The sequence below is a fragment of the Trinickia sp. genome (genome assembly GCF_051954495.1).
GTDB lineage: Bacteria > Pseudomonadota > Gammaproteobacteria > Burkholderiales > Burkholderiaceae > Trinickia.
In genome coordinates this window covers 26,866-51,316 of the sequence record NZ_JBQCHR010000040.1, presented here as the reverse complement: position 1 = coordinate 51,316, position 24,451 = coordinate 26,866, and the positions used below count along the sequence as shown (strand labels likewise).

Genomic DNA, 24,451 nt, shown 5'->3' with positions numbered 1-24,451 from the left:
CCTACGCAAAAACCGTTCGAACCGTTACTTCACCACGATGACGCCTTGCGCCGACTGATGGAAATCATCGAAGAACTTGTATTCCCCCGGCGACTGAGGCGCGATCACGACGACCGACTCGGTGCCCGGCGCGAGTACTTTCTCCTTGCGCAACTGAACGCTTTCGAATTCCGCCGCGCCCTTGCCGGTATTGCGCATTTCGATCCGAATACGCTTGCCCGCCGGCGCCTCGATGCGCGAAGGCGTGAGCTTGCCGTCGGCCATTTCCAGCTTGAACGTCACCGCATCGTCCGCGTGCGCGGCCATGCCGGCGAGGGCGAGTACACAAGCCAGCGCTGCTTTCGAACCGAATTTCATGCTTTTGCTTCCCAGTGCAGAGTCGAGTCGTGCGGCTTAGTAGCCGCCCTTCTTGCCGATGCCGGCGAACGTGAAGTCGTATTGCAGCGTGATGGGCTTGAACCACGGGCCCACGCCGGTTTCTTTGTCGACGTGGCGGCCGAAGGCCATATGGCCCGTTTGCATCGGCGGCTCGACGACGATGGTCAGGTGATACTTGCCCGGACCCGAAAGCTTGACGTTATCGCCGTAGTGCGGGCCATCGTCGGCCACCATCGGCATCAGGTCGCCTTTCTGCGATTGCGCGCCGCCCACCTTCTTCAGTTCGTAATGCACCTGCAGATACGGCATCCAGTCGCCTTCCGCGAAACCGGTCGGATTGTTCTTGACCGCGTGGATGTCGGCCTCGAGGTGGATGTCGGAGTCGGACGCCTTGCGCATCATGCCTTCGGGGTCCATCGTGACAGGCTGCAGATAAACCGCGCCGATTTCCATGCCGCCTTGCACCTGCGGCTTGCCGATCGGATACTCGGCCGCCGAAGCCGACACCGCGGTCAGAGCCGCCGCGGCTGCCAGGCCGCACAGGATTCGGGTGGAACGCTGCATCGAAAACTCCTCTTTTCTTTTACCGAGTCGAAAATTGAACGGCGCAGCGCAATGCACTTCGCCGAAAAACGCCCTAACCGGCCGCCATGGGTTGCTTCTCCAAGCGCCCCGACGGCGAGGCGACAACGCCAGCGCTCGTACCGCCAGGCCAAAGAGAACACGAACGCAAATGCGAACGATTATCAATCAGGCATAAGTGTACACGAACGGAACTTCGAAAACTAGGCGACCCCATGCCGCATAGGGTCGCCCTAGCGGCGGGCGAGTCGACGGCTCAGTTCGCCCCGGGCACCGAATCGCCCACGTTCGCCCCGAACACGCGCTCGCGCAGCACGGCCAGTTGATCGCGCGCGGCGGCCGCCTTCTCGAATTCGAGATTCTTGGCGTGCTCCATCATCTGCTTCTCGAGCCGCTTGAGTTCCTTGGCCAGATCCTTCTCGGACATGTCCTCGAACTTCGCGCGCTGCTGCAGTTCCTTGAGTTCGGCTCGCGCCTCGTCGGCGTTGTAGACGCCGTCGATGATGTCCTTGACGCGCTTGACCACGCCGCGCGGCGTAATGCCCATGCGTTCGTTGTAGGCGATCTGCTTGGCGCGCCTGCGCTCGGTTTCGTCGATCGCTCGACGCATCGAATCCGTGATGCGATCGGCGTAGAGGATCGCGGTGCCGTTTACGTTCCGCGCCGCCCGGCCGATCGTTTGGATCAGCGAGCGCTCGGCGCGCAAGAACCCTTCCTTGTCCGCGTCGAGGATCGCCACGAGCGACACCTCGGGAATATCGAGCCCCTCGCGCAGCAAGTTAATGCCGACGAGCACGTCGAACGCCCCAAGCCGCAGATCGCGGATGATTTCGACGCGCTCGACGGTGTCGATGTCGCTGTGCAGATAGCGGACCTTCACGCCGTGATCGGCGAGAAACTCCGTCAATTGCTCGGCCATGCGCTTGGTGAGCACCGTCACGAGCACGCGCTCGTTCACGGCCACGCGCGCGTTGATTTCGCTGAGCACGTCGTCGACCTGGCTCGTCGCGGGACGCACTTGCACGATCGGATCGACGAGGCCCGTCGGGCGCACCACCTGCTCGACGACTTGCCCCGTCTGCTTCTTTTCGTAGTCGGCCGGCGTGGCCGACACGAACACCGCCTGGCGCATTTTGCGTTCGAACTCGGGGAACTTGAGCGGCCGGTTATCGAGCGCGGACGGCAACCGAAAGCCGTACTGCACGAGGTTTTCCTTGCGCGAGCGGTCGCCGTTGTACATGGCGTTCAACTGCCCGATCAGCACGTGCGACTCGTCGAGCAGCATCACGGCGTCCGACGGCAGGTAATCGACGAGCGTGGGCGGCGGCTCGCCCGGGGCCGCGCCCGAGAAATGCCGAGAATAGTTTTCGATGCCTTTGCAGAAACCGAGCTCCTGCAGCATTTCGAGGTCGAAGCGCGTGCGCTGTTCGAGACGCTGCGCTTCGACGAGCTTCCCCTCCTGGTGGAAGAACTCGAGCCGTTCGCGCAACTCCGCCTTGATGGTCTCGACGGCGCGCATGACCGTCTCGCGCGGCGTGACGTAGTGCGAGGACGGATAGACCGTGAAGCGCGGGATCTTTTGACGCACGCGCCCGGTGAGCGGATCGAACAGCTGGAGCGATTCGACTTCGTCGTCGAAAAGCTCGATGCGCAACGCCATTTCCGCGTGTTCGGCCGGGAAGACGTCGATCGTGTCGCCTCGCACGCGGAAGGCGCCCCGCTGGAAATCGGCCTCGTTGCGGTTGTACTGCATGGCGATCAACCGAGCGATCACGTCGCGCTGCCCGATCTTGTCCCCCGTGCGCAGCGTGAGAATCATCTGGTGATACTCGCTCGGATTGCCGATACCGTAGATAGCAGACACCGTCGCCACGATCACCACGTCGCGCCGCTCCATCAAGCTCTTGGTGGCCGACAGCCGCATTTGCTCGATGTGCTCGTTGATCGACGAATCCTTCTCGATGAACAAATCGCGCTGCGGCACGTACGCTTCCGGCTGGTAGTAGTCGTAGTACGAAACGAAGTACTCGACGGCATTGCGCGGAAAGAACTCTCGAAACTCCGAGTAGAGCTGCGCCGCGAGGGTTTTGTTCGGCGCGAACACGATCGCCGGACGGCCGAGCCGCGCAATGACGTTCGCCATCGTGAAAGTCTTGCCCGAGCCCGTCACCCCGAGCAGCGTCTGATACGAAAGGCCGTCGTGGACGCCTTCGACGAGCTGGTCGATCGCGGTGGGCTGATCGCCGGCCGGCGGGTACGGCTGATAGAGATGGAACGGCGAGCCCTCGAACTCGACGAATTTCGATTCGTCGAGGGCTTCGGGGGCATGAGGCTGAGCTTCGGACATGGAAATGGCGCTTCCTTCGCCGACAAAAGGGGTATTTTAGCGTTTTGCGCCCGGTCAAGCAGCGCCGTGCCGCGCCCGTCCGCCCGGACCAACCCCCGCCGTCCATCAGCCCAGCGTCATCCCGTTCGCGCCGAAAACCAGCTTGGAAGTGCACGACCGTTCATGCGCATCGGCGCGTATTAAACGAACGCGCACCAAAACCGCGCGAACGCGCCCCCCGGATTCGTTACAATCACATATTCCGCGCCCGCCGAATCCCTATTGAGGGGCTTCGATCCGCCTTGTCTCATCGGCGAATCCGAGCGGCGCACGCACGAGATTGTCAGTTTTTTACTACCGCCGATAGACACCATGTCCCTGTTCTCCGCTGTCGAACTCGCCCCCCGCGATCCCATTCTCGGTCTCAACGAAGCCTTCAACGCCGATGCGCGCCCGACCAAGGTCAACCTTGGCGTCGGCGTCTACACGAACGAAGAAGGCAAGATTCCGCTGCTGCGCGCCGTTCGCGAAGCGGAACAAGCGCGTGTCGAGGCGGCGCTGCCGCGCGGCTATTTGCCTATCGAAGGCATCGCAGCCTATGACGCGGCCGTGCAGAAGCTGCTGCTCGGCGACGCTTCGCCGCTGATCGCAGCGGGCCGCGTCGTGACCGCTCAAGCACTAGGCGGCACGGGCGCGCTGAAGATCGGCGCCGACTTCTTGAAGCGCGTGAACCCGAACGCGAAGGTCGCCATCAGCGACCCGAGCTGGGAAAATCACCGCGCGCTGTTCGAGAGCGCCGGCTTCGAAGTGCTGACCTACCCGTACTACGACGCGCAAACGCACGGCGTCAATTTCGAAGCGATGCTGGCCGCCCTGAACAGCTACGCGGCCGGCACGGTCATCGTGCTGCACGCGTGCTGCCACAACCCGACGGGCGTCGACCTGAGCGACGCGCAATGGCAACAGATCGTCGAAGTGGTGAAGGCGCGCAACCTCGTGCCGTTCCTCGACATCGCCTACCAAGGCTTCGGCGACGGCATCGATGCCGACGCGGCAGCCGTGCGCCTGTTCGCGGCCGCCGAACTGAACGTGTTCGTGTCGTCGTCGTTCTCGAAGTCGTTCTCGCTCTACGGCGAGCGCGTGGGCGCCCTGTCGATCATCACGGACAGCAAGGACGAAGCAACGCGCGTGCTGTCGCAGCTCAAGCGCGTGATCCGCACGAACTACTCGAACCCGCCGACGCACGGCGGCGCGATCGTCGCAACGGTGCTCGGCACGCCGGCGCTGCGCGAAATGTGGGAACAAGAACTCGGCGAGATGCGCAACCGCATTCGCGCAATGCGCAACGGCCTCGTCGAACGCCTGAAGAGCGCCGGCGTGGCGCGCGATTTCAGCTTCGTCAACGCGCAGCGCGGCATGTTCTCGTACTCGGGCCTGACGGCGGCTCAAGTGGACCGCCTTCGCGACGAGTTCGGCATCTATGCGGTCAGCACGGGCCGCATCTGCGTGGCCGCGCTCAACATGCGCAACATCGACACGGTGGCCAACGCCGTCGCGCAAGTGCTGAAGTAATGCATTGAGCGGTGATTCGAGGCCGGCGCACCACATGCGCGGCCCGCCGGTCACGTCAATGGCGCCCCGCTCGTTGCGAGGGCGCCATTTTTTTGCCGAAGCTAACGCCGATCTCGATGGATATCGTGGGTGACGAATCCCGCATCGTTCTCGGGCATGTCGAGCCAGCCCGGCTGCGCCAGGCTGTCGCGTATATCGCGCAAGCCGCAATGCCAGTGCTCCTGCATGGCCGATGCGCCGAATTGATAGTCCTTGTAGTTGCCGTCGAATTCCTTGTCGCTATAAATCAACTGAAATACGTTGTAGCGATGCGAGGAGGCCATCTCTTCGGCAAGCTTGCACCAGGGATCGTTGCGATGCTCCGGCGCGACACGCTCCAAGACCTCGCGCAGCACGTGCCGAAAGCGCTGAGCGTGCTGCATCGTATCGGTCACGAGGCGGGTGCGGCTGGAATATTGAATGTCCTTCATGCGGCCTTGGACATCGGTGAGGTTCGTGGGTACAGGACCGCGGGCGCTCCATAGATCGACCTGGAACGCGAGCGTATCGCGGCGCGGCGATGCCTGGACCACTTCCGATAGCGGCGTGTTGGACATGAGCCCGCCGTCCCAGTAGTACTCGCCGTCGATTTCCGTGGCGGCGAAGCCCGGCGGCAGCGACCCCGACGCGATGAAATGCTCGGCCCGCAGCTTCGTGTGCTGCGTATCGAAGTAGGCGAAGTTGCCCGTGGCGACATTGACCGCCGCGACCGATACACGCGTTTCGCCCGAGTTGATCCGGTCGAAGTCGCATAGGTTTTCGAGCGTCGCCTTCAACGGTGCGGTGTCGTACCAACTAGCGGTGGCGGGCGTGCCGGGCACGAACGGCAGCGGCGGCGGCATGCGCGGCACGAAGAAGCCCTTTTGGCCGTCGACGAGCGCGCTCAGCGCCTGCATCGTCGTGAAGGCGGCGCGAACCGGTGCGGCCGATTCGAAAAACACGTTTTCCACGGCCGCGGGCAGCGGCAGACCATAAGCCGGCTGACACACCGTGTCCCAGAACGTCTTGAGTTTCGCGACGCGGTGCTCGGGCGCGTTGCCGGCGATGATCGCCGTGTTGATCGCCCCGATCGAAATGCCCGTGATCCAATTGGGCACGATGCCGGCTTCGTGCAGGCCTTCGTAGACGCCGGCTTGATAAGCGCCCAGCGCCCCCCCGCCCTGCAGCACGAGTGCGACCGTTTGGTAGGGAGGCAAGACGAGCGAGCGCGTCTTGCCCGGCGCGACACCCGGCTTCGACTGCCCGCCCAGATCCCCCGTTGACGCTTCGCTTGCGCGAACACGCATGGCCTTGCGCTCCCCCATGTCGACTCCTTAGATCATGCACCAGCCGTGCGAGACGAGGAACGATTGCCCCGTCAGGGCGGCGCTCGGGAACGTGCAAAGGAACAGCACGGTTTGCGCGACATCTTCCACGGTGGTGAACACGCCGTCGACCGTCTGGCCGAGCATGACGCGCTTCACGACTTCTTCCTCGGTGATGCCGAGTTCCTTCGCTTGCTCGGGAATCTGCTTGTCGACGAGCGGCGTGCGCACGAAGCCCGGACAAACGACGTGCGAGCGCACGTTGTGCGCGGCGCCTTCCTTCGCCAGAACGCGCGACAAGCCGAGCAACGCGTGCTTGGCCGCGACGTAGGCCGATTTGAGCGGCGACGCTTCGTGCGAATGCACCGAGCCCATGTAGATCACCACGCCGCCGCGGTCGCCCTTGTACATGTGCTTGAGCGCGGCCTTCGTGGTCAAGAACGCACCGTCGACGTGGATGGCCTGCATCTTCTTCCAATCGGCAAAGCTGTATTGCTCGATCGGGTTGACGATCTGTATGCCAGCGTTCGACACGAGGATATCGATCGAACCGAACTTGGCGGCGACGTCATCGATGCCCTGATTGACAGCCTCTTCGTTCGTCACGTCCATGGCCACGCCGAGCGCCTTGCCGCCCGTGCCGCGGATTTGCTCGGCCACCGCTTCGGCGCCGGCTAGGTTCAAATCGGCGATCGCCACGGCCGCGCCCTGCGCGGCCAGCGTCAGGGCGATTTCCTTGCCGATGCCGCTCGCGGCGCCCGTGACCACGGCGGTCTTCCCGTTCAGACTCGTATTCAACGACGACATTCCTCACCTCTCTCGCATACATGGACAATGACATCATGGCGCACGGCGCGGGACAAGCTAGCCGAACGGTATATGACTTTCGGCCGAATTGGCGCGCCGCGACCGACTCCGCTATTGTGCCCCAACGCCCGACGTCGACGCGACTCGACGCAAATCGGATTAAGCTTTGTCTGTTCACGACCTTCGCATCAGGAGAAACGCATGACCATGAATTACCGGCGACTCGGCCGCTCAGGCCTGCAAGTCAGCGAGCTCTCGCTGGGCTCGTGGGTGACTTACGGCAATCAAGTGGATCGTCGCGCCGCGCGCGAATCGCTCGCCGCGGCGCGCGACGCCGGCGTGAACTTCTTCGACAATGCCGAAGTCTACGCGGGCGGCAAATCCGAAGAGATCATGGGCCATGCGCTCAAGGAGCTTGCCTGGCCGCGCGTCAGCTACGTCGTCTCGACCAAGTTCTTCTGGGGCTTGCGCGAAGCGCCGAATCAGTATCACACGCTCAATCGAAAATATCTGCACAACGCCATCGACGGCTCGCTCGCACGCCTACAGCTCGATTACGTCGATCTCGTGTTTTGCCACCGGGCCGATCCGGCCACGCCCATCGAGGAAACGGTGTGGGCGATGAGCGACATGATCACCCGCGGCAAGGCACTGTATTGGGGCACATCGGAATGGAGCGCCGACGAGATTCGCGCCGCGTACGAGATCGCCGAGCGCCATCACCTTCACAAGCCCGTGATGGAGCAGCCGCAGTACAACCTGTTTTGCCGCAAGCGCGTCGAGCAGGAATACAAGCGGCTCTACGAAGATATCGGGCTTGGTTTGACGACGTGGAGCCCGCTTGCGTCGGGGCTGCTGACCGGCAAGTACCGGGCCGGCGTGCCGTCCGGCAGCCGCGCCGAACTCGAAGGCTACGATTGGCTTCGCGCGCGGCTCGTGGATGCCGACAAGAACGAACGCGTGGCCAAGCTCGAGCAAGTCGCCAACGAACTTTCCTGCAGCGTCGGCCAATTGGCGATCGCCTGGATCCTGAAGAATCCGCGCGTCAGCACGGTGATCACCGGTGCGTCGCGGGTCGAGCAGATCACCGAAAACATGAAAGCGACGGACATCGCCGCACGCATCACCCCCGAGATCCTGAGCAAGATCGAGGAAATCATGGCCGGCGTCGAGCCGTAAATCGACCTACGGGCGGCAGCGTACGGGAATCGGTCAAGCGCTGCCGTACAATACGCGCCCCGTTCTCGCATTTGCGCGCGGGCCGGGCCGCACCGAAGTCCATGTGCGAACCGGCATGTTCGCGGCCACCCGCGCTGCTTCGATGCGTAAGCGCGCCGGGCCGTCGTTGCGATCATTGCCGTCTTGGCCGTATTAGCCGCGAGGCTTCCAACCGTTTCATCCGTATGCTCAGCTACCGTCACGCCTTTCATGCAGGCAACCATGCCGATGTTCTCAAGCACGCCGTCCTCGTGCAGTTGCTGCGCTATCTGAATCAGAAGGACAAGGCGTATTGGTACATCGACACGCACGCGGGCGCGGGTGTGTACTCGCTCGTCGAAGGCTATGCCACCAAAACGGCCGAATTCGAAACGGGCATCGCCAAGCTGTGGCAGCGCACCGATCTGCCGGCCGCCTTGGAAGAGTACGTCGCGCAAGTGAGCGCCCTCAACCCCGATGGGCAATTGCGCTACTACCCGGGCTCGCCCTATCTCGCCTGGCGCTTGATGCGCCAGCAAGACCGAATGCGGCTGTTCGAGATGCACACCACGGAAATCGACGTGCTGCGTCACAACTTCCGTGACGCCGGGCGGAGGGCCATGCTGTATGCGGGCGACGGTTTCGACGGCATCAAGGCGCTGCTGCCGCCGCCACCGCGGCGCGCCTTGACGCTCATCGATCCCTCGTTCGAAGACAAGCGCGATTACGCCCGCACGATCGGCTGCCTCGAAGAATGTCTGAAGCGGTTTGCAACCGGCATGTATGCCGTGTGGTACCCGCAAGTCACGCGCGCCGAATCGCAGCGCTTTCCCGAACAATTGAAACGGCTGCAGCCGACGAACTGGGTGCATCTCACGCTGACCGTGAGCCGCCCGCCAGTCGATGGATACGGGCTGTACGGCAGTGGGATGTTCATTTTGAATCCGCCCTATACGCTCGCCGGCACCATGAAGGAGGCGCTGCCCTATCTGGTTGACGCACTCGGGCAGGACGAGACGGCGCAGTTCACGGTCGAAGCGCGCGTCGATTAGCGCGGTTCGGCGGTCGAGCGGTTCGACCGTTGAGCGGTTTGAACGTGTAGCGCCCTTGAACTAGGCGAGGGGCTGGGGCAGAACGTAAGCGTCTGCGCGGCGGCGCAGCACGGCGGCAACGCTATTGCCGGCCCGCCGGCGGCATCCGATTGCCGTATCGGGAAGCGGGCGAGGCGCCGTTCGCGCCGGGCAACGCGATATACGGTGCGACGACGATCGGCGGATCTGAATTCGTCGCGTTCAACTCGGTTGGCGTCGGCAGTTGCTGTGCCGGCACCATGGGCGCGCGAGAGAGCGGCGCGTTTTGCAGGACGATGCCGCTTTGACCATCGTGAATGCCGGTTTGCGTGTCGAGCACCACCGGCGGCCCATCGGCCATGGCGTACGGCGAGACAGCCGCGAGAACGCAGCATGCCGCCGCACCGATGACAACGCGAGAGCGCAGGTAAAGCGAAAAGCCCATGGGGACCGCCCGTGAAAATGCGCCTGAGCGCATGACGAATGGTCGTACCTTAGCGCGGCGACGCACGTCGCGCTAGTCGCATCGCTCCGATCGCGGTCGTAACAGCCGGCCGTGCGTCACGCGGCGCCCGGGCGCCGGACGGCTTTACAGCGAGTAGCCGTTCGTTTCGAGCGAGCGCAGACGGCGCTCGAGGTCGACCACATCCGACGACGAAGCGAGGTAGTCTTCACGGCGGCTACGCTCGGCGGATTCGAACCAGTTGCTCAGTTTTTCGAGGATATAGGCAAACATGATGTGCTCCAAGGTCGGTGACGTCCCCGGCGGATCGCGCCTCAGGGATTTCCCGTAAAAGGGTTAACCCTGATTATAGTGACCTTGGCCCGAAATGCGAGTGAAATGCTCGAATACTGGGCATTCCGTTTTGGAATGGTGCAGAAATGCGGATGGGGCATCCGGAAATGCACAGCGATGGTGCAGGTCGTGGTATATCGCGGTCAGGCTTGCCGGCAATGGCTTTGCGGGAGGTGAGTGTCATCGAGGCCGCTGGCCAGACCCTCTAAAATCGGGCAGTCGGGACGCGTATCGCCATGGCAATGCTCGGCCAGATGAGTCAGTGTGTCGCGCATTTCAGACAGTTCTGCTATGCGCTGCTCCAACTCGACGACATGCTGAAGCGCGATCGCCTTGACTTCAGCACTGGCGCGCGAGCGGTCCTGCCAAAGCGCTAGAAGCTTTCGGATATCCTCGATGGAGAAACCCAGATGGCGCGCCTGGCGAATGAACCGCAACGTATGCACTTCCGGCGCGCCGTACACGCGGTAGCCAGCGTCCGTGCGCGCCTTGGGCGCGATCAGCGCGACGCTTTCGTAGTATCGAATCATCTTGGCCGTTACGCCCGAGGCGCGGGCCGCTTCCCCAATATTCATGGCGATCCTCGTTATCGGCCAAAAGCGTATACCTTCCCACGACGGGAAGGTATACGCTTCATTGAAGTTTAAGCGAGCGCCCCTTGTTGAGCACGATCGGGCCGGTATAGGTATAGGGAAACCGATGCGCTCAACGGGATGTTCATCTCCGCGTCTTTTCTCGAGGAACGTTGCAATGATCGAATTTCAGGTCGAAGGCATGAGCTGTCAGCACTGCGTCGGTGCGGTAACGAAGGCGATTCGCGGGCTGGATGCGGCGGCTCAAGTCGAGGTGAATCTAGACGACGCTCGCGTGCGCGTGCACTCGAGCGCGAGTACCGAGCAGCTCGGCAGCGCGATCGCCGAAGCGGGCTACGCGGTAACCGGCAGCCGAACGATCGTCGACGCCTGACCCGCCGGCGTCGCCTAGTTCAGTGGAAGTTTCGGCTTTCCGATTGCAGGCCACCGAGAAGATGCGACAAATCCACGAGCCGCTTGGCCACGAGATGCCGCACTTCTCCTTGGCATTGCCACACGCCATATACCGCGAGCAGCGAGGCGCCGAGCACCTCCTTGCGCTGCTTTTCGAGCAAGCTCGGCCAGATGATGACGTTGACGTTGCCTGTTTCGTCCTCGATCGTCACGAAGATCACCCCCTTGGCCGTACCCGGCCGCTGGCGAACGGTCACGATGCCGCAGCCGCGCGCGGGCTGGCCGTTTCGATAGCCGCTTAGCGTCGAGGCCGGCATCAGCCGCATGTCGAGCAGGCGCGCGCGCAACAACGCAAGCGGATGTCGCCGCAGCGTCAATCCCGCCGAGCGGTAGTCGGCCACGATGTTTTGCCCTTCCGTCGGCGCGCCGAGCACGGGCGTATCGTCCGCGCCGAGCGCCGCGGCCAGCATATCCTTCTCCGGCACCGCGGCCACCGAGTGCCACAACGCTTCGCGCCGGTTGCCGACGATCGCCGACAAGGCATTCGCGTCGGCCAGCACATGTAAATCGTGCCGGTCGAGCTGCGCGCGGTGCGCGAGATCGTGCACGCTCTCGAACGCCCTGACGGCCCGCGCGTTTTCGATGCGCTCGGCCACCTCCTCCTTCATACCGCGCAAGAGCGACAGGCCGAGACGTACGGCCGGCCGCGCCGCCCCGTCGAGCGGCTCGAGCACGGCATCCCATCCGCTGACGGTCACGTCGGCCGGCAGCACTTTGACGCCATGACGCCGCGCATCCTGCACGAGCTGAGACGGCGAATAAAAACCCATCGGCTGGCTGTTCAGCATCGCGGCGAGAAACGCCTCGGGTTCATGGCACTTGAGCCAACTGCTCGTGTAGACGAGCAACGCGAAACTTGCCGCATGGCTTTCGGGAAAACCGTATTCGCCGAAGCCTTTGATCTGTTCGAAGATCGCATCGGCGAAGCTGCGCTCATACCCACGCTCGAGCATGCCGCTCACGATCCGATCGTAGTACCGCTGCAAATCGCCCTTGCGCTTCCATGCCGCCATCGCGCGCCGCAATTGATCGGCCTCGCCCGCGCTGAAGCCGGCCGCGAGAATCGCGACCTGCATCACCTGTTCTTGAAAGATCGGTACGCCGAGCGTGCGTCCCAGCGCGGCCTTCAAGGCGTCGCTGGGATACGTGACGGGCTCGAGCCCTTGGCGCCGGCGCAAATAAGGATGGACAGCCCCGCCTTGGATCGGCCCCGGACGCACGATCGCCACTTCGATCACGAGATCGTAGAACGCCTTCGGCCGCAGGCGCGGCAGCATGCTCATCTGCGCCCGCGATTCGATCTGGAAAACACCGACCGTATCGGCGCGTGAAATCATCGCGTAGGTCTTTTCGTCTTCGGGCGGCACATCCTGCATCTCGAAGCGCTCGCCGCGCCGCTCGGAAACGAGATCGAGCGCGCGCCGGATCGCCGACAGCATGCCGAGCGCCAACACGTCGACCTTCAGCAGTCCTAATGATTCGAGGTCGTCCTTGTCCCACTGAATGACGGAGCGGTCGGCCATCGCCGCGTTTTCCACCGGCACGAGCCGCGTCAGCTTGCCGCGGCTGATGACGAATCCGCCCGAATGCTGCGACAAATGACGTGGAAAATTGAGCAACTGAGCGGCCAGCCGCGCCCACGCCTGAATCAGCGGCTTATCGGGATCGAGCCCCGACTCGGCGAAGCGTGCGAGCAAATCGCGGCTCGTATCGAACCAGTGGTGCGACTTCGCGACGGCGTCGACGATCTGCGGATCGACGCCCAGCGCCTTGCCCGTTTCGCGCAGCGCCCCGCGCGGGCGGTAAGTGGACACAGCCGCCGCGATCGCCGCGCGATGCCGGCCATATTTGCTGTAGATGTACTGCACGACGATCTCGCGCCGTTGATGCTCGAAATCGACGTCGATATCGGGCGGCTCTCCCCGCTCCTTGCTGATGAAGCGTTCGAACAGCATGTTGCCGCGCGCCGGGTCGACTTCCGTGATGCCCAGGCAATAGCAGACGGCCGAATTGGCGGCCGATCCGCGCCCTTGACACAAGATGTTTTGGCTGCGCGCATAACGCACGATGTCGTAGACCGTCAGGAAGTACGGCTCGTAACGCAATTCGGCGATCAATCCGAGCTCGTGCTCGATCTGCTGCTGGACGGCATGGGGAATGCCGGCGGGAAACCGCCGCAACGCACCCGCATAAGTCTCCTTACGCAAATAGGCGGTAGGCGTGAACCCCTCCGGCACGAGTTCGTCGGGATACTCGTAGCGCAGCTCGTCGAGCGAGAACGTGCATCGGGACAAGATGTTGATCGTTTCGCGCAGGGTCTCGTCAGGGTAGAGGTTGACGAGACGCAAACGCGAGCGCATATGCTGCTCGGCGTTGGGCGCGAGCGCGTAGCCGCACTCGTGAACGCTCTTGCCGACGCGAATGGCCGTCATCGTGTCTTGCAGCGGTTTGCGCGAGCGCACATGCATGACGACATGGCCCAGCGCGACGACCGGTACACCCTGACGATGCGCCGTATATTCGACCGCGCCGCGATGGATGTCGTCCATGGCCCGCTGATGAAGCACCAGCCCCGCCCACGCGCGCCCCGGAAACGTCCCGTCGAGCCATTCGAGCTGGGCGGCGAGCGCCTCCTCCTTGGCCGGGAAATCGGGCACGAGAATCGCCAGGCAATCGGGCATGCCGCGTAGATGCGCGTATTCCGTTTCGGGCCGCGAAAGGTCGTGCGGCGTCAACCGGTACTCCCCCTTCGGCGAACGTGTGCGCGCAAGCGTGATGAGCTCCGAAAGATTGCCGTACCCCTCCCGGTTTTGCGCGAGCAGGATGAGCCCGAACGACGGCGTGCCGTCCGCCTGGCGCAAGCGAAAATACGAACCGATGACGAGCGGCAGCCCAACCTCTTTCGCGGCGTCGTGCGCGCGTACGACGCCCGCCAGCGAACATTCGTCGGTGATCGCGAGGCCCGCATAGCCGAGCTGCGCCGCGCGCTCGACAAGCTCTTGCGCGTGCGACGCCCCTTCTAGGAACGTGAAGTTGGAAAAGCAAAACAGCTCGGCGTACGCCGGCAGCCCAGTCAGACCCGGAACCATCGCATGTCATCCGAACAAGCCGTGGAGGAACCAGCGCGGGCCTTCCTCGGCATCGCGGCTGCTGACCCGTTCGCGGTAAATCCAGTAGTAGCTTTTGTCGTCGGCCTCGGCGACGAAGTAGTCGCGCGTGACGAGTTCGCCGTCGAACCAGCCCGACTCGATCCGCTCGGCCGGGGAAACGACACGCAGCGGCGACCCGTAAAAAGGACGATGGCGCCGGGTCAGCAAGCGGACCGGCGTGGCCAGCATCCATGTTGGCCGCGGCAACCCTTCCGGCAACGCGCTCTTCATATCGGACGCGCTAAGCGGCGCCCAGCGATTGGCCACCTCGGGCCGATAATCGGCCGTGGGCGCGGGACGCAGCACGTTGTCTTCACCGAGCCGCGCCACCAGTAGCTCGAGCAAGCGCGCATGACTTTGCGCCGAGCCGCCGGGCTCGGGAAAAAGCTGCTCGGCCGGCGGCACGGCCGCTTCCACTTTCGACGCGTCGAGCCGCACCGCGATCATGGGCGCCGCCAGTTCGATGCGATGCAGCCGCTCCTTGAGCAGACGCAGCAGATGCGCTTCCTGCCAGGCGGGCTCGCCAAGCGCGATCTCGATGACCGTGGGCGCCACCGCCTGTCGCCCGCGCTCGTGTTCGAGCGACAACGTGACGCCCGTCACGGCCAATTGCTTGGCGCAAAGCCAACCGCACAACTGCACGATCAAGCGATGCGCGGCGTGCAAGGCGCCATCCGCATGCTCGATGCGGTCGGGTAATTCGGTGCGGGCGGAAAACGTGGGCGGAAGCAGCAGCCAATCGAAGAGCTCGGGCGCCGTGCCGAAGGCGCGATCGAGCGAATCGAGCACGCGCTCGCCGCAACGGCGCTGCAATCCGGCACGCGGCAAGCGCCGGATATCGGCGATCGTCGCGCATCCTAGACCGGCGAACCAGTCGGCGAACGGCCGAGCTTCCGGCACGGCGACCATCGGCAACGTGGACAGAATGCGCTCGAGCGAGGCGAGCCGCGTCACGCGACGATTGCCGTATCGGGCCAGCAGCCAGGCGCCCTGGCCAGTGGGCGCCACGCCGATGCGCGCCGTGAAACCGAGCGTGTCGAGCACCGCGCGCGCCTGCCGGCACACAGCCCTCACCCCGCCGAACAGCTTGAGACTCGCGCCGATTTCGACGATGACCGTCGCTTCCTCGGCGAGCGCGACATCGGGCGAGAACCGCATCAGCGCCACGCCGACTTCGTGCTGCGCCGCGGCCTCGCGCGACGCATCGCGCTCGATCATGAGCACATCTGCCGACAACGTGAGCACGCCGCCGCGCTTCATGCCGAGACGGATACCCGCCGCACGCGCCGGCGCATCCGCGATGACGACCTTGTCTTTCTCGAGCGCGACGCTGCCGGCCTCGGGATCAGGCAGCCACTTCGGCCGGAAGACTTCGAGCGGCAGTTTCGGTAAATGGACGGCGAGAAAGACGCGCATGGCGAGACAACAAAACAGGGGTAGGTTGAAGAGGAATCGACAAAGGCTCCGTGCGCGCGGGCCCTCGTCGCTTCACGATATCGACCATCAACCCTCCAGCCGATGGCCTCAGCGCCAACCGCAACAGCGCCGGCGACGCGTCTTGCGCCACCGTGAGCGGCCGCACCATGACGAACAGCGTTTCCCCCGACTGCGCCGCCAGATGCAGACGCCGCAGCGACGAGGACTGCGCGTGCGACGCCCAGAAAATCAGCGCCCCGCAACTGCCGGAGCGCAGGATCTGCTCGGCCGACCACAGCGCATCGGCCGTCTTGGGCGCCTTGACGTGCAGCAGCCGATCGAGCGACAGCCCGAGATAGCCGAAGCCCAACCCATTGGGCACCTGAGGCGGCTGCAGCAGAGCGATGGGCCGCTCGCCCAACGCGCTGAGCGCGGGCTGCAACAGGCGCATTTCTCCGATCCCCGCCTGCTGAACGAGCAAATCGACCAAGGCGCCGAGCGGCCAGCCGCCGCCGGGCAACTCGCCCGATAGCACCGGATACCCCGTTTCCACGACGCGAGCACGACCGCGCGCAAGCTGCGAGGCCCGCCATAGCGACGGATGGATGTCTTCGGCACGAATGGGAGCGATGGGAGCGGCAAGCATTGACGGCTCAAAACCCTGTATATCCATACAGCATCTTACACGCAATCGTCAGCCGATGAACTGGAACTTTTTATGCCTTTTATAGGAGCGCCCTGAGCGCCGTCGGGCCACGATATTTCGTAAATTAGCCCTACTCTCGTGCACCCACGCCCCCCCTCACTACGAAAGGCCAACCGGCACGGACTAAACGGCCTCAATAAAATCGTCAGCAGATACGGCCGGTGCCACCCGCAGGTTCGTAAGGGTGCAACCCTACTCCGCCGCCGTCTCGATCGCGCCTCTCGCAAACCGTTTCGGCGCCGTGAATGTGTTCCAGAAAACAACGCCGGTTCGCCGGCCGATAGATAAACAGGAATCCCCATGTCCTACATCGACGTGGTCGACGAACGCGAAGATCTGCAGCGCGCATGGGCCCCGGTTTCCCCACCGGCGCCGCCTCTGAAGCCGCGCACGCACTGCGAGATTCGCTATATCGACGAAATGGACGTACCCCCGCTCGCGCGCGCCGAGGAGACCGGCGACGCGACCTTCATCGCCGCCGAGCTCGCCGCCGCGCGCTCCGCCGACGAGCGCATCCGCATGATCCGCGGCATCTTGAACATCATCGGCTTCAGCGGTCTCGGCTATGCCGCGCTCAAGCTCGACGAGTACAAACAGCCCGAGTACGCCTATCTGCTGCGCGATTACTTGTCGACGGATCTGCTGCCGCGCTCGCTGGAAGGCGGCTATCTGCTGCGCGATCCGCACATGCGCCGCGCCTTCGAGTCGAGCCGGCCGCACGTGTGGGACATGCGTTCGCTCGTCAACGCCTCGCGCAAGACCGGCATCGATCCGCCGCTGCGGCGCTTTTTCGACGGCATGCTCGAAAGCGGGCTGGCGAGCGGGCTGGCGTTCAGTCTGCCGATCGCTCGCACGCCGCTGCGCGCGCTCATTCTCTTTGCCGGCCCGCCCGAGCATTGCGAATGGATCACCGACAGCGTCATCGCGCAAGCGCTCGGGCTCGGGCTCTCGCTGCATCAGCGCTGCGCGGCGCATGTCCAGGCGATCTGTCGTCAAGACTGCGCGGGCGGCCTGTCGCAATTGCAGCAGCGCATCTTGGGCGCCGTCGTCGTCGGCATGTCGGATAAGGCGATCGCCGCGCGGCTCAATACGACCGTGCACAACGTGGACTATCACCTGCGTCAGTTGCGCGAGAAGTTCGGCGCGCGCAACCGTAGTCAGCTCGCCTATCTCGCAGGAAAGATGCAAGCGGTTTGACGATGCGGAGCATGAAGCGCCGCCTTCGATCACGGAAGGCGCTTCGCTTCGTGCCGTCTCGCCGTCTCGCCGTCTCGCCGTCTCGCCGCCTCGCCGCGACGTCGTCACGACGTCGTCTCTTCCCCCTCGGCCCATCGCAACACCGTCGCCACGCGGCCGTAGAGCGACTGATCGATGTACTGGTACTCGCGCGCGCTTTCGTAAAGCGTGTCGGTCAGCGGGCCGTTCGCCACGGTCGGTATGAGAAATTCTCCGGCCCATTCGACGATGCGCCGCGCCGTTTCGCCTTCGCCGCGCGCGGCAACCCACGGCACCTTGCCTTTGCCCGCGTAGCAAAGCGCGACCGCCGCGTTCGACGAATGAAGCACGGCCGAGGCCATCTTCACGCGATCCTGCAGCGAATTGAAGACCATCTCGTGCGCCATGCTGCGGCGACGCGAGTTCAAATGCGGATCGCCCTCCATCTCGCGATATTCGCGCCGCACTTCGTCGATCGACATGCGGTTCCGCTTCATGAATTCGTATTGCTGGTACGCGTAGTCGAGCGCCGCGAATGCGACGAAGATGAGCGCGGCCCACCCGGCGAGCGTCAGCAACAACTTGCCCGTGACGGCCAGAATCGCGTCGGGACGCAAGTAGCCGGCCTGCAGCGGCGCGTCGAGCGAGCCGCGCAGCAGCACCCATAGCGTCACGCACAGAATGACCGTCTTCACGCCCGTCTTGAGCAGGTTGACGACGCTTTTCATCGAAAACAGCCGCTTCATCCCCGCAGCCGGGTTGAGCCGCTCGAAGCTCGGCGCGATGCGCGAGAAAGCGACGAGTCCCCCTGCTTGCGCGAGCGACACCGCCGCGCCCGCCACGCCGGCAAGCGCCACGATGCCGATGCCGAGCGTCATCCATCCGTGTATGGCAAGCGAGAGCACGGTCGAAATCGACGCTTGCGGATCGCGCGAGGACAACGCCGCGAAGATTTCGTCGAACAACGCATGCAGCGTATCGAGCACACGCGGCGCCTGTGAGCCGAGCGCGGCGAGCACGACGAGAAAAACCAGCGCCGAGCTGACCTCGGTGCTGAACACGATCTCGCCTTTCTTGCGCGCGTCGCGCAGGCGTTTCTCGGTAGGGGCTTGGTCTTTTTCGCTCATCGCGTCGTGCGCCGCTACAGCATCGATTTCAGCAAATCGAGCAGCGTATTGTCAGGACCCATGTAGGCGTGAAGCGTCGAATAGACGAACGGCAGGAACAGCGCCATCATCAGCACGGCCACCGCGCTTTTGACCGCTTGCGACATCAAGAACACGTTCAATTGCGGCATCGCGCGGCTCACGAGGCCGAACCCGAGTTCGACGAGCACGAGCACCATCACCACGGGGGCCGCCAGCTTCACGGTCCACATCATGATGCTCGTCGCGCCGCGCGCGATGAACGGCAGCAGCGCGGGGCCGAAATGCGGCGCGAACGAGGCGACCGGCCACAGCCGATACGAAGCGAACAGCGCCGAGAGCATCAAGTTCAACCCGCCGCTCGTCACGAACAGCGTGATCGCCAGCAGATTCAAGAACCCCGCGCACGGCCCGGCTTGATACTGTGCGATCGGATCGAAGAACGACTGATTGCTCGCGCCCGTTTGAAAATCGATGAGCGATCCGGCCGTCGCGATGGCCCACATCACCGCGCCGAACGCGTAGGCGAGCAAGATGCCGATCAGCGCCTCCTTCGCGACGAGGCCGACCCACATCAGCGGCGCGATATCGTGCAGCGTGCTGATATCGAGCGCCGGACCGATGAACAAGATGATGACGGCCATGAACCCGTTGCGCACGAGCCCCGTCAACACCGTCGAGCTGAACGCCGGCACGATCATCATGATCGGCATGACGCGCGGCAGCACGATGATGGCCGGCCGCGCAGCGTTGTAGGCGGCGTCGAAGACGTCGGTCGAGAGCACCGCTACGTCTCCCGCTCGCCGAACGGCGCGATCGCGATACGCAGCGCCGCCTCTTCGGCGCGCGCTTCGTCGGCCGCTTCGGCGCGCTGCGCCGCGGCGCGCGTCAAGCGCTCGGCCGTGCGCTCCGCCTGGTCGCGCTTGGCGTCGGCTTGCCGCAGCAGCTCGCGCAGCGCTTCGAGACGCTCGCTTTCCTCGCGCACACGCGCTTGCGCGGGCAGCGTGCGCTCGCGTGCCGCTTCGATCCGATCGTCGAAGAGCTTCCAGTCGATGCCGGCCCCGACGAGCTCTCGCGCCGAACGCGGCCCGGCCATCATCTGCGCGCCGAGCGAACGCCCCGCGTCCAGCTTGGCCGCGATCAACTGCATCACTTCGCCCTCGGCGCGCCGCAATGCGTCGCGCGCCGTCTCGAGCACGGCCTCCTGACGCCGCACCTGCGCGAGCACGACATCGCGCCGCAGCTCACGTACGCGCGTAAGCTTCGCGATGATTTTGTCCATACTCTCCCTCGAGGGCGACGAGCCTCGCCATCGTATCGTCGAAACGCTCCAGCACCGCCGGCGATTGGCACGCGAACTCGCGCAGCGCGCCGCGCGCGGCGATCGCGGCGTCGGCCAGCGCATCGCTGCCCGCGCGATATTCGCCGATCTGCACGAGCAATTCGATCTCCTGATATTTAGCGAGCAGCTCTCGCGCCCATGACGCGCGGCGCACGTGCGCGTCGTCGACGACGCGCGTCATCACACGCGAGGCGCTCGCGAGCACGTCGATCGCGGGATGATGCCCCGCCTGCGCGAGCTTGCGCGAAAGAATGATGTGCCCGTCCAAGATCGAGCGGACTTCCTCGGCGATCGGATCGCTCTCGTCGTCGCCTTCGACGAGCACGGTATAAAACGCCGTAATGGATCCGCGCGCACCTTGTCCCGCCCGTTCGAGCAATTGCGGCAGCACCGAGAACGTCGACGGCGGAAAGCTGCGCCGCGTGGGCGGCTCGCCCGACGCCAAGCCGACCTCGCGCTGCGCACGTGCGAAACGCGTCAGCGAATCGACGAGCAACAAGACACGCAGTCCCTTGTCGCGAAAGTATTCGGCCACCGCCGTCGCCACATAGGCGGATTTCACGCGCTCCATCGCGGGACGATCGGAGGTCGACACGACGAGCACCGTGCGCGCGAGCGCTTCGGGCGACAAGTTGTGTTCGATGAACTCGCGCACTTCTCGTCCGCGCTCGCCGATCAGCCCCACGACTGCGACGTCGCAACCCGCGCCGCGCGCGATCATGCCGAGCAGCGTGCTCTTGCCGACGCCGGCCGGCGCAAAGATGCCCACGCGCTGACCGATGCCGGTCGTGAGAAATGCATCGATGGCGCGCACGCCCGTCGGCAGCGGCTCGTCGATGAGCGTGCGCTCGAGCGCACCCACCGGCTCGGCGAATGCGCTCACGCGCGTGCCGCCCTTGATGGGGCCGAGGTTGTCCAGCGGCTCGCCAAGACCATTCAGCACGCGCCCGAGCAGGGCGTCGCCCACTTCGAACGCATGCGCATGGCCGGTGGGCAAGACCTCCGTCGCGCTCGACAAGCCAGCCAGGCTGCCGAGCGGCGTGAGCACGGCCGTCTGCCGAGAGAACCCCACGACCTCCGCGAACATCGGCGCGAGCCCCGGCGTGTGCAGCTCGCATACTTCGCCTAGCTTCGCGTGAATACCCGATGCGTGGATCAGAAGCCCGGCCGTTTGCGTGACGCGACCGCGCATGCGCAGCGGATTGACCCCCTCCAACGCCTTGGCGAATCCGTCGTCGTCCGCATCGCCGTGAAGTTGCGCGAACAAGGCGTCGCGCCAGTCGATGTCCGATCCGCTCATGCGCCCCTCCGCGCTTCCATGGCCGTCCGTATTGCATCGATTTGCGTCGAAAGCCGTGCATCGATGCTGCCGGCCGGCGTTTCGACGACGCAATCGTCGTTGCCTAGCGATGCGTCGGCCACGACGCGAATCGCTTGCGCGCGCAGCGCCGCTGCATCGGCATGGGCATGGGACTCGTTCTCCATGGCCTGCCGGCGGTTGGCGACGGCCTGCTTCATCACGTCGACGGAATCCGGCGCGACGCGCACGACGAGAAACGCTTCGTCGCGCACGAATGCGTCGATGCGTTTGAGCGCCAGCTCGAAGATACGCTCGCGTTCGAACTCGCCCACGAGTTCTCGCAGCCCGCGCACGACCATGTCGGCCATCTTGCGCCGCGACAGCGCCAGCGCATGGGCGGTGTCGAGCGCCGCGGCGTACGCGCGCGCGGCGCCCTCCCGCTCGCCGCGCTCGAATCCTTCCGCGTACCCTTGGCGCAGCATCTCCTCTTTGCGGCGCTCGGCATCGGCGACGATGCGCTCCGCTTCTTTCTTGGCCGTCGTAACGATCGAATTTGCGTCGAGCAGCGCCGAGTATTCGTGCTCCTTCAGCACGCGGCGCTCGGACAGCATCTGCAAATTCTCGCCGGTGATCAGAAAAGCCAGTCCCATGCTCGCAACCTCTCGGGAATAAGGCAGAGAAACAGCAGCTCGGCCACTTCGGCGCGTTGCGCATCATTGAGCCGATAAGCGGGCTGCACGTCCGCGATGCGCGGCAGCTTCAGCCGCGTTCGGGCAAAGACCGGCATCCCGGCGGGCGCAATGAAATCGAGCAGCAGCCGTGCGCCGCGCGCGCCGATCTTTTGCACGACAAGCTTCGGGTAGCGGCGCATCGGCTCGAGCGTTTCGCTCACAGCGTCGAACGGCGGCGTCTCCTTGCGCACGAACGACAGGGTCTGCGGACCGAAACCGAGCTGCAGCGCTTTTTCGACGCCGCGCGTCACTTCGTCGCTCGAAAGCCACGATTTGTGCAGGCACAGTCCGCACAACTGAGCGAGATGCTCGAAGGCGTCGCGAGGCAGCAAGGCCAGACGCTTGTCGCGTTCGGCGAAATCGTAGTCGGCCGGCAGCGCCCCCGCCGCGTCCTCGCGCAATCCGACCTTGTCGAACAGCGCGCGTGCAAGCACACGCTTGCCGCGCTCGCCGAAGCGCGAGAGCTCGTTCCATGGCGCGGGCCAAATCCCCAACGGCCAGCTCGGATCGACGTATTGGTCGGGCCGTAGATTGAACTCGGCCACGAGCCGAGCGAAACGCCCGCGATTCGCGGGGGCCCGCCACAGCTCGTGCGCGCCCTCGTGCGCATCGAAGCCTTCGTTCTCGTCAGCCGGCATGCGTGTGCTCTTGCGTCATGCCGCCGGCCGAACCGCGGCCCATGAGCTTGAATTGCCCGCGCCGCAAGAAGAACACCGCCAGAGCGACGATGGTCGACAGCACGAGCATCAGCGCGATCAACGACAGGGCCCCGCCGAACGGTCCCACTTGAATACCCTGCGGACGATCGTTTTCCTTGGGCGGCGCGGCCTGCAAGAACAGCGAGACGTTGTCGTACGAGAGCCCTTCGATACTGTGCGCGACGAGATCCTTGACCATCGGCGCCATCATTTTCAAATCGATGCCCGGACGGTATTTGATGTAGACCGAGGCCGAGGACGGCTTGATCTTGTCCGACAGCGGATCGTTCTCGGGAATCACGACGTGCACGTGCGCGACGATCACGCCGTTCACGTCGAGCAGCGTCCGCTCGAGCTCCTGCTCCGCACCATAGATATAGCGGATGCGCTCCTCGGCCGGCGTGGAGACGAGCCCTTGCTTGCGGAAGATCTCGCCGAGGTTTTGCGTCGGCTGACGCGGCAAACCGACGGCCTTCAACGCGTTCAACGCGGCCGGCACGGACGACCCTTCGACGAGCAGTTGCCAACCGTGATCGGGCACCTCCGACTTCGAGGCGCTGATGCCGGCGTTCGCCAGCGCGGCGATCATTTCGTTGGCCGACGCTTCCGTCAGGTCCATGTAGAGTTCCTGCTGACAGCCAGCCAGCAGCAGGGCGCACGCGAGCACAACGCATGCGCGCAGCAGCGTTTTCATAGGCAGTTCCCGTTGCGCACCGCATGGCGACAAGCACAAGCGTTGCGCGTTTCACCCGCTATTCGGCGTTGTTCTTCAGCAGCGAATGCGTCACTCCATTGGAGGCGTCGGCCATGGTCATGCTGAACTGATACTGCTGCATGGTCACCGTGGTCGTCAGTGTGAAATCGGTTAGGCGCACCATCGACATCATCGGATCGCTCGGATCGAGCAGCGAACCCGGATGCTCCATCTGCTGCACCGCGGCCTGATAGCGCGTATCGAGCGCGGCCGTTTCCGATCGCACGTGCGCGACGAGTGCATCGAGGCTGCGCGTTTCGTGCGCGCGATGCATGTGAATCGTGCCGGCCGGCGCGGGTTCGGCCGATGCAACGCCCATCTGCTGATCGAACTCCTTCGCGTGTGCGCTCTCCGCCTCCTTGTTGGGCGCGGCGGGCATCGCCTCGTTCGCGGCCTGCGTCGCGCTCACGCCCTTCGATCCTTTCACGTCCGACAGCTCTACGCTCGGAACGGCTGGAACGGTCATGTGAACCTCACTGATGATCGAAAAAAGTCTGTCGCGCCGGCCGGGCGCCGCTCGCGCAGCGCCCGGACACCGCGTACTGCCCGGCGGTTACGGCATTACGACGTGCGCACGCCGCGTTGCATCGTCTGGCACGCCGTGTCGACGGCGCTGCTTTCGCCTTGACGTGCGGACATCACGGTCTTGCACTCGTCTTGCACGTTGCTGTTTTGCATCGACCACAGTTGGAAGTTCATTTCCATCTTCTGCATGTCGAGCATCTCTTTCTGCATGTCGCCAGCATTGATGCTGGTGGAACCTGAAACTGCCATCGCAGCTCTCCTTAACGGTGAAGTTATGTCATTGCCCCCCGGTTACCCGAGAGCCTGACGAAACGCGTTGCCGCGCTTGCTTGCTCAAACGAAGCGCTTCGCGC

25 protein-coding genes are annotated in these 24,451 nt (G+C 64.2%); 5 read left to right on the top strand and 20 right to left on the bottom strand.

Features of this window, described 5'->3' with window-relative positions:
• Positions 1 to 24 precede the first annotated feature (24 nt).
• The 3 genes from ACTHNR_RS06910 to uvrB all read right to left on the bottom strand — a co-directional run bounded on the left by ACTHNR_RS06910 (position 25) and on the right by uvrB (position 3,307).
• Positions 25 to 357 (bottom strand): cupredoxin domain-containing protein, encoded by a 333-nt coding sequence (locus tag ACTHNR_RS06910; RefSeq protein ID WP_440546825.1) that lies wholly within the window; start codon positions 355 to 357, stop codon positions 25 to 27.
• 36 nt (positions 358 to 393) lie between these two features.
• Entirely contained in the window at positions 394 to 942 is a 549-nt protein-coding gene (locus ACTHNR_RS06905; RefSeq protein WP_440546824.1) for an iron transporter, read from the bottom strand.
• 274 nt (positions 943 to 1,216) lie between these two features.
• The gene (uvrB, locus tag ACTHNR_RS06900) at positions 1,217 to 3,307 is read right to left on the bottom strand and encodes an excinuclease ABC subunit UvrB (RefSeq protein WP_440546823.1); all 2,091 of its coding nucleotides are present in this window, start codon (positions 3,305 to 3,307) and stop codon (positions 1,217 to 1,219) included.
• 351 nt (positions 3,308 to 3,658) lie between these two features.
• Here uvrB and ACTHNR_RS06895 point away from each other — a divergent pair, with 351 nt between their 5' ends.
• Entirely contained in the window at positions 3,659 to 4,858 is a 1,200-nt protein-coding gene (locus ACTHNR_RS06895) for an amino acid aminotransferase (protein WP_440546822.1), read from the top strand.
• A 101-nt stretch (positions 4,859 to 4,959) separates the two neighbouring features.
• On the opposite strand, the gene ACTHNR_RS06890 is transcribed toward ACTHNR_RS06895, so the two are convergent.
• Both ACTHNR_RS06890 and ACTHNR_RS06885 read right to left on the bottom strand, forming a co-directional pair.
• A complete protein-coding gene (locus ACTHNR_RS06890) occupies positions 4,960 to 6,201 on the bottom strand; it encodes a patatin-like phospholipase family protein (RefSeq protein ID WP_440546821.1) in 1,242 nt (413 codons plus the stop codon).
• A gap of 9 nt (positions 6,202 to 6,210) precedes the next feature.
• Positions 6,211 to 7,008 carry a 3-hydroxybutyrate dehydrogenase gene (locus ACTHNR_RS06885; protein WP_440546820.1) on the bottom strand — a complete coding sequence of 266 codons (798 nt, stop codon included), beginning with the start codon at positions 7,006 to 7,008 and terminating at the stop codon, positions 6,211 to 6,213.
• 207 nt (positions 7,009 to 7,215) lie between these two features.
• Here ACTHNR_RS06885 and ACTHNR_RS06880 point away from each other — a divergent pair, with 207 nt between their 5' ends.
• Positions 7,216 to 8,187, top strand: coding sequence for a potassium channel beta subunit family protein (locus ACTHNR_RS06880; protein WP_440546841.1), 972 nt, complete (start codon positions 7,216 to 7,218; stop codon positions 8,185 to 8,187).
• 224 nt (positions 8,188 to 8,411) lie between these two features.
• Positions 8,412 to 9,257 carry a 23S rRNA (adenine(2030)-N(6))-methyltransferase RlmJ gene (locus ACTHNR_RS06875; RefSeq protein ID WP_440546819.1) on the top strand — a complete coding sequence of 282 codons (846 nt, stop codon included), beginning with the start codon at positions 8,412 to 8,414 and terminating at the stop codon, positions 9,255 to 9,257.
• 121 nt (positions 9,258 to 9,378) lie between these two features.
• Here ACTHNR_RS06875 and ACTHNR_RS06870 read toward each other — a convergent pair whose 3' ends face one another.
• The 3 genes from ACTHNR_RS06870 to cueR all read right to left on the bottom strand — a co-directional run bounded on the left by ACTHNR_RS06870 (position 9,379) and on the right by cueR (position 10,646).
• On the bottom strand, positions 9,379 to 9,720 hold the full coding sequence (locus ACTHNR_RS06870; protein WP_440546818.1) for a hypothetical protein: 342 nt from the start codon (positions 9,718 to 9,720) through the stop codon (positions 9,379 to 9,381).
• 144 nt (positions 9,721 to 9,864) lie between these two features.
• Complete coding sequence (locus ACTHNR_RS06865; RefSeq protein WP_440546817.1) at positions 9,865 to 10,011, bottom strand: DUF3563 family protein; 147 nt, start codon at positions 10,009 to 10,011, stop codon at positions 9,865 to 9,867.
• Positions 10,012 to 10,214: 203 nt separating this feature from the next.
• On the bottom strand, positions 10,215 to 10,646 hold the full coding sequence (gene cueR, locus ACTHNR_RS06860) for a Cu(I)-responsive transcriptional regulator (RefSeq protein WP_440546816.1): 432 nt from the start codon (positions 10,644 to 10,646) through the stop codon (positions 10,215 to 10,217).
• Between the two features lie 175 nt (positions 10,647 to 10,821).
• Here cueR and ACTHNR_RS06855 point away from each other — a divergent pair, with 175 nt between their 5' ends.
• Positions 10,822 to 11,037, top strand: coding sequence for a heavy-metal-associated domain-containing protein (locus tag ACTHNR_RS06855; RefSeq protein WP_440546815.1), 216 nt, complete (start codon positions 10,822 to 10,824; stop codon positions 11,035 to 11,037).
• A 19-nt stretch (positions 11,038 to 11,056) separates the two neighbouring features.
• On the opposite strand, the gene ACTHNR_RS06850 is transcribed toward ACTHNR_RS06855, so the two are convergent.
• Genes ACTHNR_RS06850 through imuA form a run of 3 tightly spaced genes read right to left on the bottom strand, consistent with a single transcriptional unit; the run spans position 11,057 to position 16,328 of the window.
• Entirely contained in the window at positions 11,057 to 14,206 is a 3,150-nt protein-coding gene (locus tag ACTHNR_RS06850; RefSeq protein WP_440546814.1) for an error-prone DNA polymerase, read from the bottom strand.
• A 6-nt stretch (positions 14,207 to 14,212) separates the two neighbouring features.
• The gene (locus tag ACTHNR_RS06845; RefSeq protein WP_440546813.1) at positions 14,213 to 15,682 is read right to left on the bottom strand and encodes a Y-family DNA polymerase; all 1,470 of its coding nucleotides are present in this window, start codon (positions 15,680 to 15,682) and stop codon (positions 14,213 to 14,215) included.
• A complete protein-coding gene (imuA, locus tag ACTHNR_RS06840) occupies positions 15,612 to 16,328 on the bottom strand; it encodes a translesion DNA synthesis-associated protein ImuA (protein WP_440546812.1) in 717 nt (238 codons plus the stop codon). Before imuA ends, ACTHNR_RS06845 begins: the two co-directional genes overlap by 71 nt.
• A gap of 360 nt (positions 16,329 to 16,688) precedes the next feature.
• Between imuA and ACTHNR_RS06835 the strand changes: the two genes are divergently transcribed.
• Entirely contained in the window at positions 16,689 to 17,585 is an 897-nt protein-coding gene (locus tag ACTHNR_RS06835) for a helix-turn-helix transcriptional regulator (RefSeq protein WP_440546811.1), read from the top strand.
• 104 nt (positions 17,586 to 17,689) lie between these two features.
• On the opposite strand, the gene ACTHNR_RS06830 is transcribed toward ACTHNR_RS06835, so the two are convergent.
• The 9 genes from ACTHNR_RS06830 to ACTHNR_RS06790 all read right to left on the bottom strand — a co-directional run bounded on the left by ACTHNR_RS06830 (position 17,690) and on the right by ACTHNR_RS06790 (position 24,347).
• Complete coding sequence (locus ACTHNR_RS06830) at positions 17,690 to 18,730, bottom strand: EscU/YscU/HrcU family type III secretion system export apparatus switch protein (protein WP_440546810.1); 1,041 nt, start codon at positions 18,728 to 18,730, stop codon at positions 17,690 to 17,692.
• A gap of 14 nt (positions 18,731 to 18,744) precedes the next feature.
• Entirely contained in the window at positions 18,745 to 19,533 is a 789-nt protein-coding gene (gene sctT, locus ACTHNR_RS06825; RefSeq protein WP_440546809.1) for a type III secretion system export apparatus subunit SctT, read from the bottom strand.
• A gap of 2 nt (positions 19,534 to 19,535) precedes the next feature.
• Positions 19,536 to 20,030: a hypothetical protein gene (locus ACTHNR_RS06820; RefSeq protein WP_440546808.1), complete on the bottom strand. Its 495-nt coding sequence runs from the start codon at positions 20,028 to 20,030 to the stop codon at positions 19,536 to 19,538.
• Positions 19,993 to 21,390, bottom strand: coding sequence for a FliI/YscN family ATPase (locus ACTHNR_RS06815; RefSeq protein WP_440546807.1), 1,398 nt, complete (start codon positions 21,388 to 21,390; stop codon positions 19,993 to 19,995). The genes ACTHNR_RS06820 and ACTHNR_RS06815 overlap by 38 nt, the downstream gene beginning before the upstream one ends.
• Positions 21,387 to 22,040, bottom strand: a complete 654-nt coding sequence (gene sctL, locus ACTHNR_RS06810; protein ID WP_440546806.1) for a type III secretion system stator protein SctL — start codon at positions 22,038 to 22,040, stop codon at positions 21,387 to 21,389. The genes ACTHNR_RS06815 and sctL overlap by 4 nt, the downstream gene beginning before the upstream one ends.
• Complete coding sequence (locus tag ACTHNR_RS06805) at positions 22,022 to 22,759, bottom strand: SctK family type III secretion system sorting platform protein (protein WP_440546805.1); 738 nt, start codon at positions 22,757 to 22,759, stop codon at positions 22,022 to 22,024. The genes sctL and ACTHNR_RS06805 overlap by 19 nt, the downstream gene beginning before the upstream one ends.
• Complete coding sequence (gene sctJ / locus ACTHNR_RS06800) at positions 22,749 to 23,513, bottom strand: type III secretion system inner membrane ring lipoprotein SctJ (RefSeq protein WP_440546804.1); 765 nt, start codon at positions 23,511 to 23,513, stop codon at positions 22,749 to 22,751. The genes ACTHNR_RS06805 and sctJ overlap by 11 nt, the downstream gene beginning before the upstream one ends.
• A gap of 58 nt (positions 23,514 to 23,571) precedes the next feature.
• Positions 23,572 to 24,039 carry a hypothetical protein gene (locus ACTHNR_RS06795; RefSeq protein ID WP_440546803.1) on the bottom strand — a complete coding sequence of 156 codons (468 nt, stop codon included), beginning with the start codon at positions 24,037 to 24,039 and terminating at the stop codon, positions 23,572 to 23,574.
• A 95-nt stretch (positions 24,040 to 24,134) separates the two neighbouring features.
• Positions 24,135 to 24,347 (bottom strand): hypothetical protein, encoded by a 213-nt coding sequence (locus tag ACTHNR_RS06790; RefSeq protein WP_440546802.1) that lies wholly within the window; start codon positions 24,345 to 24,347, stop codon positions 24,135 to 24,137.
• Between the last annotated feature and the right edge of the window lie 104 nt (positions 24,348 to 24,451).